A 7,361-nucleotide genomic window follows, 5' to 3' on the forward strand; every position below is an offset into this window, starting at 1 on the left:
AGTGTGGGGCTTCGGTCGGAACGGGGCCCGATCCTGCTCGCGGTGATGCTGAGCGTCGGGCTGGTCGCGATCGACGCGACGATCCTGGCCACCGCCGTACCGTCCGTGGTCAAGGACCTCGGCGGCTTCACCCAGTTCCCCTGGCTGTTCTCGATCTACCTGCTCGCCCAGGCGGTGTCGGTGCCGATCTACGGCAAGCTCGCCGACCAGCGCGGGCGGAAGCCGATGATGCTGCTCGGCGTCGGGCTGTTCCTGCTCGGGTCGGTGCTCTGCGGATTCGCCTGGAGCATGCCGGCGCTGATCGCGTTCCGGCTGATCCAGGGGCTCGGCGCGGGCGCCATCCAGCCGATCGGGATGACGATCATCGGCGACATCTACACGGTCGCCGAGCGCGCCAAGGTCCAGGGGTACGTCGCCAGCGTGTGGGGGATCTCGTCGTTCGTCGGGCCGACCCTCGGCGGCGTGTTCTCGGACTACATCTCCTGGCGGTGGATCTTCTTCGTGAACATCCCGCTCGGGATCGCGGCCGCCTGGGTGCTGGTCCGCCGGTTCGAGGAGAAGGTCGCGGACAAGACCGGCCACACGATCGACTACGCCGGCGCGGTGCTGCTCGCGGCCGGCGGTTCGCTGCTGCTGCTCGGACTGCTCGAGGGCGGCGTGATGTGGGACTGGGGTTCGGCGCGGAGCGTCGTCATCCTGGCCGCGGCCGTCGTACTGCTGGTCGCGTTCGTCCTCGTCGAGCGGCGGGCGGCCGAGCCGATCCTGCCGCTGTGGGTGCTCGGCCAGCGGGTGCTGAACTCGGCGAACTCGGCCGCGTTGCTGATCGGCCTGCTGATGATCGGGCTGTCGACGTACGTGCCGCTGTTCGCGCAGAGCGTCCTCGGTACGTCGGCGCTGGTGGCCGGGTTCACGCTCGCGGCGATGACGCTCGGCTGGCCGATCGCAGCGTCGTTCGCGGGGCGGATCTACCTGCGGGTCGGGTTCCGGACGACGATGCTGATGGGCGCGCTGATCGTCGTACTCGGCTCCGGCATCCTGCTGACGGTCGGCGCTCGGAGCTCCGTCCTGCACCTGGCTGTCGCGTGCTTCGTGATCGGCATCGGGCTCGGCTTCTCCGCCTCGCCGTCGGTGGTGGCAGCCCAGTCGTCGGTCGACTGGCAGACTCGCGGCGTGGTGACAGGCGCGAACATGTTCGCCCGCTCGGTCGGCAGCGCGGTCGGCGTCGCGGTCTTCGGCGCCGTCGCGAACGGGGTGGTAGCCGCACGGCTCGGCGGCAGCCACGCAGACCTGGAAAAGGTCCCCGCCGGCGTCCTCGCCCCGGCCGTCCACGACGTGTACTACGGCGCCGCCGCGGCCGCCCTGCTGCTCGTCGTCGCCGTCGTCTTCATGCCCAACCGCATCACCGAACGGCCCCTCCGCTGAGATGCGTGCGATCGACTGCGTGGGTGCGCTGATCCGCGACGAGCAACACCGCGTCTACCTGCAGCGGCGTACGGCGGAACGGCGGTTGCTGCCGGGGATCTGGGACATCGTCGGCGGGCATCTCGAGGCGGGGGAGACACCCGAGGAGGCGTTGGCCCGGGAGGTCGAGGAGGAGACCGGGTGGACGGTCCGCGACATCGTCTGGACCGTCGCCGACTGGGAATGGGAGTGGGAAGGGCGGGTACGCCGGGAGGTCGACTACCTGGTCACCGTCGACGGTGACCTGACCCGCCCACGCCTCGAAGCCGGCAAGCACGACCGGTCCGCGTGGGCCGGGCCGGACGACCTGGACCTGCTGATGGTCAACCGGCCCGACGGCGACCGCCGGCTGCGGGACCTGGTGGCGCACGCGGTCCGGACCCGGTTCACCGACCGACTCCGCCTGGAACCGATCACCGGACCCAACGGGGTCCTCACCGGACATGCAGCGGACCTGGAACGCATCTTCGCGGACCCGTGGGTGTCGCGCTGGTACGACCTCACCCTGCCCGCGGACCAGGCGGCCGAGCAGGTCGCCAGGCACCAGGCGAGCTGGGACCGCGACGCCGCCGGCAAGTGGATCGCGTACGACCGCACCACCGGGGCCCTGGCCGGTCGCGGCGGCCTGTCCCGGATCCCCGCCGGTACGCCGACCGCCGAGGCGATCGCCGCGCTGGTCGGGCCGGAGTGGGCGGCGGACCGCCTGGAGCTCGGCTGGGCCCTGATCGAATCCGCCCGCGGCCAAGGCCTCGCCACCGAACTCGGCCGCGCCGGACTCGACTACGCCTTCACCACCCTCAACGCCTCCGCAGTGATCGCCTTCACCGAACAGGCGAACACCGCATCCCAGTCCGTCATGCACCGCCTCGGCATGCACTACGCCGGCCAGATCCACACCGAAGGCTGGTCCCCCGACGCCTCCAAGGTGACCCCCGACGCCCCCTTCGCCGTCTACATCACCAACCACGCCACCCGCGCACAGGACGTCGACGAGGTAGTGGATCAAGCGGTGCGCTGGGCCGCGGACCGGGCGGACATCCGCGGGCTGGCGATGGTCGGGTCGTGGGCGCGTGATGCGGCGCGGATGACGTCCGACCTGGACGTGATCGTGCTGACCGACGTACCGGAGCGGTACCTCGAGAACGACGACTGGCTCGACGCGTTCGGTGCGGTCGGCGTCGTACGCCGGCAGCAGTGGGGGCCGTACCTCACCGAGATCCGGATCGTGCGGGCCTCCGGCCTCGAGGTCGAGGTGGGCATCACGGCGACGGCCTGGGCGGGCACCACGCCGGTGGACCCCGGCACCCGGCGGGTGATCACGGACGGCGTACGGGTGCTGCACGACCCCGAGCGTCTCCTCGCGGACCTGGTCGGCGCCTGCGGCTGACGACGAGCTGCTTTCCGGAAAGAAATGGGCACGGAGTGCCGGAAAAGTTCCGGAGAGGTGGTGCCGGAAGGGGCTGCGGGGGCGCTGGTCCGGAGCGGCGACCCGGCCGGGCTCGCCGGGTGACGAATCCGGTGGTCGAGCGCTGGTGGCTGACCGGCGGCGAGCTGACGGCGGCCGGGTCGCGTGCCCTGGCGGACCTGACGATCGAAGGTCCGGGCGCAACCGCCGCGGGATCGCGGCGGGCATTTCCATCGAGGACTGCCGGACGGGCAGCCTCGTCTGAGGGCTCCGGGTGTGACCGCCCAGGCGCGGCGGTCACACTCGGAGCCGGCCACCTCAAGGGGGAGGTTCCCGGTGAGGTGTCGGGAGCCTCCGGTGTCCTACCGCCCAGGACACGCGGCCCTGCCTGACCCGAGGTGTCGGTCAGGAGGTGGTTGGAACGGCTGGGCGGCGGCGATACAGGGAACTCAACCGCCAAGCCCAGCCGGGTCGGTGGGCGGCGCGGTCCGGAGTTGAGGAGTACTCCGGACCGCACCTGGGTGTCGTCCGGGGCTGAGGAGTGCCCCGAACCTTCCAGCGCCGACCCTGGACGTGAGGAGACCCCAGGGTCAGCAACACCGGGTCTGAGGAGGACCCGGAAGCATCGGGTACTACAGGTGTTTCAGTCGGTCGCGTCGAGCGGCCCGAGCAGATCGTTGGTGACCTTGAGACCGGCGAAACGGCGCCGCATCGCCTGTTCGTAGCGGGCCGCCAGCGGCGCCTCCGCGACGTACTGCGCGATCACGTGCTCACCGAACCAGACCCGGACTCTGCGCCGGTGCTGTCTGGACGTGATTTCCGCGATGGTCACAACCTCTCACCCCGTAACTCTCAGGCCTTGCAACCAGTTGGACTTACTGGTTGTCATGGCAGTAATGGTGCACGAGCCCAACGTGACCGCTCTAGGACCTGGACCGGACCTTTCCCGGACCTCTTCCGGTCCTCTCGCGGACATCTGGGGGACAGCACCTTGTCGTGGGGCACAAGTCGAGACAACGTCTGACTGACGTGAACGGGAGGAACGATGGCGGGTAGGTACGCGCCAAAGACGGTCCTGGCGCACCTGATCCAGCGCCGGAACCAGACCTACTCCGAGATCGTCGCCGAGTTCGTCGAGCTGGGTGGAACCATCACCGAGCGGCACCTGCGGCGGCTCGCATCGGGCGAGCGCGCAGGGACCACTCCTCAGACCCGGCGCACCCTGCAACGCATGTTCGGCAAGCCGGTCGAGGAGCTCCTCGCGCCGTACGTCGCCGAGCAGGCCGCCCAGGTGGTGCCGGCACCTGCCGCGAGTGGACGGATCACGACAGGTAACGAGATGGAGGTTCTCGACATGGCTGCCAGCCGAGCAAGGGCGTTCGCCCTTGCGGCCCAGTCCGGTCTCGGAAGCGAGGCCATGGAACAGGTGTACGACGACGTGCGCCACGCCGCCCAGGCGTACCCACAGCGCCCCTTGCCGGAGATCCTCGGCCAGCTGGTCGAGACCCAGGACCTGGTGTTCGGCCTGCTGGAGAGCCGGCAGCGCCCGGAGAACCACCGCCAGCTGTACTTCCTGGCCGGTGTCACCGGCGGGCTGCTCGCGAAGGCCTCCCACGACCTCGGTAACCCGCACGCCGCCCTCACCCAGGCGCGGACCGCTTTCATGTGTGCCGACAACGCCGACCACCACGGGCTGCGCGCCTGGGTGCGCGGTCTGCAGTCGCTGGTCTCCTACTGGGCCGGCAACCCGCACGACTCGGTGCGCTACGCCCAGCTCGGCGCCGGCTACGCCGAGCAGGCGAACAGCACCACCAGCGTCTGGCTGCCGGTCAGCGAGGCCCGTGCCTGGGCCGCGCTCGGCAACCCGGAGGCGACCCGCGCCGCGCTCGAGCGCGCCGAAGAGGCGTGGAACTCGGTGCACAACGACGACCTGGACGACATGGGCGGGCTCTGCACGTTCGGTCGTAACCGTCAGCTGTACTACGCCGCCGACGCGCTCGCGCAGCTGCCCGGCGAGGTCGAGCAGGCCCAGCGGTACTCCAGCCAGGCCGTCGACGCGTACACCGACCAGAGCCACCCAGAGTGGTCGTTCGGCGACGCCGCCGGCAGCCAGGCCGCGATGGCGATCACCCGGATCGCGAGTGGTGAGCTGGACGGCGCCGCGGACGCGCTCGCACCGGTGCTGACGCTGCCCACCGAGCGCCGGATCAACGGCGTGGTGAACTCGGCCCGCCGGGTCCACCAGGCGCTGCGGCAGTCGGGTCGCGCGGACGACGCCCGCGAGCTCCAGGAGGAGATCGAGTCCTTCACCCGGACTCCGATGCAGTCCTTCCCCCGGTAGCCTGCCAGACCGGGGCGTTGGGGCGGGGATAGAGATAGGAACTGCATGGAGCTCAGCGGACAGCTGACCGTGTTGCGCGAATTCCGGACCTCCGACCTCGACGACTACCTGGCCATCGCCGGTGACGACCGGGTCACGACCTGGATGGCGTTCGACAGCTACGACCGGACCAAGGCGGAGCAGAACCTGGCCGGCATCGTGCTGCGGTCGGCGCAGCAGGACCGGCCCGACTACATGCTCGCGGTCACCCGGCCGGACGACGACCGGGTGATCGGGTTCGGCCGGATCGCGCCGAGCGGGCCCTGGACGGCCAAGCTCGGGTACGCGATCGGCGCCGACCACTGGGGCCGCGGGTACGCGACCGACGCCGCCCGGGCGCTGCTGCGGTTCGCGTTCGGTCCGCTCGGCCGGCATCGGGTGACGGCCGCGATCGGCCCGGAGAACGAGGCCTCGATCGCGGTGGTGAAGCGGATCGGCTTCACCTACGAGGGCCAGCTCCGCGACCACGTGTTCACCAACGGCGCCTGGCGCGACTCCCGGCTCTACTCACTCCTGGAAGACGAGTACGACGCCTGAGCAACACTGGTCGCATGATCGGACCGCTGCGGGACAATCTGGCCCGGATGATCCTGACGAAGGTTGCGGGACCGGACCCGCACGCTGAGCGGGATCGGGTGCACAGCACGCCGGGTCCGCGCTGGTTCGCACCGGACCGGCCGATCCGTCGGGTGCACGGTGACGCGTCGATGTTCGCGGGTGGTCTACGGGCGCTGCTGCTGCAGTCGTTGCACCCGTTGGCGATGGCCGCGGTCGCGGCGCACTCCGGGTACCAGGGCGACCCGTGGGGACGGCTACGGCGTACCAGCTACTTCCTGGCGGTCACGACGTACGGCGCGATCCCGGATGCGGAGGCGGCGATCGCGCACGTCAGGGAGGTGCACGAGCGCGTGCGAGGTACCAGTCCGGACGGGGTGAAGTACCGGGCGTCGGACCCGCATCTGCTCAAGTGGGTGCACGTGGCGGAGGTGGACAGCTTCCTCGCGGCACACCAGCGGTACGGCGCGCACCCGCTGACCGCCGAGGAGCAGGACCAGTACGTCGAGGACGCGGCGCTCGTCGCGGCCAAGCTGGGCGTCATCGACCCGCCCACCACGCTCGCCGAGGTCCGGCAGCTGCTGAAGGACTACCAGCCCGAGCTCCGCGGTACGCCGGAAGCCCGTCGGGCGGCCCGCTTCATCCTGGTGCACCCGCCCGTCCCGTGGGCGGCCCGTCCCGCGTACGGCGTACTGACAGCTGCCGCCGTCGGGCTCCTTCCGTGGTGGACCCGGATCCCGCTGCGGCTCCCGTACCTCCCGCTGGCCGAGCAGACCGTCGTACGCGCGGCCGGCGACGGCCTGACCAAGACCATCCGCTGGGCGCTGACATCGCCAACACTGGCAGAAACCGGCGCTTAGGGCCCGGCCGCTTGTAAGTTGTTCTCGTGCCGCTGCGTCCTCATCGTCCGCTTCCCCTGGCTACGCCGGCGGGAGTCGAGGTGCTGACCAAGATCCTGACCCAGGGGCCGATCCCGCGGGTGGAGATCGCGCGCCGGACAGGGCTGTCGCAGGCGGCGGTGACGAAGGCGGTCGCGCCGCTAATCGAGACGGGATTCGTCACCGACGCCCCGGTCGGCGAGGAGGGGCAGCTCGGGATCGGGCGGCCCGTCAGCCCGCTGACCGTCGTACCGAGCAGCGTGTCGGTGATCGGCGTCAAGGTCACGCCGACCAGCCTGATCGGGGTCACCACCGACTTCACCGCGGGAATCCTGAACATCCGGCACGAGGAGCTGGACAGCACCGATCCGGACGTCGTGATCGACCGCCTCGCGGACCACGTGAAGGCGCTGATCGGCGCGCTCAAGACCGGTACGGCGATGGCCGGCCCGCTGGCCGGGATCGGGATCGCGGTCTCGGGTGACGTCGACGCGACGCACGGCGTGGTCCGGGACTCGCCGCTGATGGGCTGGCGCGGTGTCCCGGTCGCGGAGCTGCTCGGCAAGCGGGTCCGGGTACCGATCCTGGTGTCGAACGACGTCCGCGCGCTGACCGTCGCCGAGCACTGGTTCGGCGCCGGGGTGAACGCGGACTCGTTCGCCGTGGTGACGATCGGCTCGGG

7 protein-coding genes are annotated in these 7,361 nt (G+C 70.7%); 6 read left to right on the forward strand and 1 reads right to left on the reverse strand.

The annotated features are described in order from the left end of the window. Together VFF46_RS12365 and VFF46_RS12370 are read left to right on the forward strand one after the other, a co-directional pair. Positions 1-1,422, forward strand: a 1,422-nt coding sequence (locus VFF46_RS12365) for an MDR family MFS transporter (RefSeq protein ID WP_325037230.1), incomplete at its 5' end; no start/stop codon positions are given. A gap of 1 nt (position 1,423) precedes the next feature. After that, complete coding sequence (locus tag VFF46_RS12370) at positions 1,424-2,848, forward strand: GNAT family N-acetyltransferase (RefSeq protein ID WP_325037231.1); 1,425 nt, start codon at positions 1,424-1,426, stop codon at positions 2,846-2,848. Between the two features lie 661 nt (positions 2,849-3,509). Here VFF46_RS12370 and VFF46_RS12375 read toward each other — a convergent pair. After that, positions 3,510-3,698 carry a hypothetical protein gene (locus tag VFF46_RS12375; protein ID WP_209700304.1) on the reverse strand — a complete coding sequence of 63 codons (189 nt, stop codon included), beginning with the start codon at positions 3,696-3,698 and terminating at the stop codon, positions 3,510-3,512. A gap of 213 nt (positions 3,699-3,911) precedes the next feature. On the opposite strand from VFF46_RS12375, the gene VFF46_RS12380 reads away from it, so the two are divergent. From VFF46_RS12380 to VFF46_RS12395, 4 genes are all read left to right on the forward strand, one after another. After that, positions 3,912-5,207 (forward strand): XRE family transcriptional regulator, encoded by a 1,296-nt coding sequence (locus tag VFF46_RS12380; RefSeq protein ID WP_325037232.1) that lies wholly within the window; start codon positions 3,912-3,914, stop codon positions 5,205-5,207. A 45-nt stretch (positions 5,208-5,252) separates the two neighbouring features. Then, positions 5,253-5,783: a GNAT family protein gene (locus VFF46_RS12385; RefSeq protein WP_325037233.1), complete on the forward strand. Its 531-nt coding sequence runs from the start codon at positions 5,253-5,255 to the stop codon at positions 5,781-5,783. 14 nt (positions 5,784-5,797) lie between these two features. Next, positions 5,798-6,661 carry an oxygenase MpaB family protein gene (locus VFF46_RS12390; protein WP_325037234.1) on the forward strand — a complete coding sequence of 288 codons (864 nt, stop codon included), beginning with the start codon at positions 5,798-5,800 and terminating at the stop codon, positions 6,659-6,661. Positions 6,662-6,741: 80 nt separating this feature from the next. After that, positions 6,742-7,361 (forward strand): ROK family transcriptional regulator (locus VFF46_RS12395; protein ID WP_325037235.1); only part of this gene is annotated, 620 nt, incomplete at its 3' end.

This window comes from Kribbella sp., from assembly GCF_035655035.1.
Lineage (GTDB): Bacteria > Actinomycetota > Actinomycetes > Propionibacteriales > Kribbellaceae > Kribbella.

Coding starts and splice junctions, on each gene's coding strand:
- VFF46_RS12370 (WP_325037231.1), top strand. CDS start 1,424: ATGCGTGCGATCGACTGCGTGGGTGCGCTGATCCGCGACGAGCAACAC.
- VFF46_RS12380 (WP_325037232.1), top strand. CDS start 3,912: ATGGCGGGTAGGTACGCGCCAAAGACGGTCCTGGCGCACCTGATCCAG.
- VFF46_RS12385 (WP_325037233.1), top strand. CDS start 5,253: ATGGAGCTCAGCGGACAGCTGACCGTGTTGCGCGAATTCCGGACCTCC.
- VFF46_RS12390 (WP_325037234.1), top strand. CDS start 5,798: ATGATCGGACCGCTGCGGGACAATCTGGCCCGGATGATCCTGACGAAG.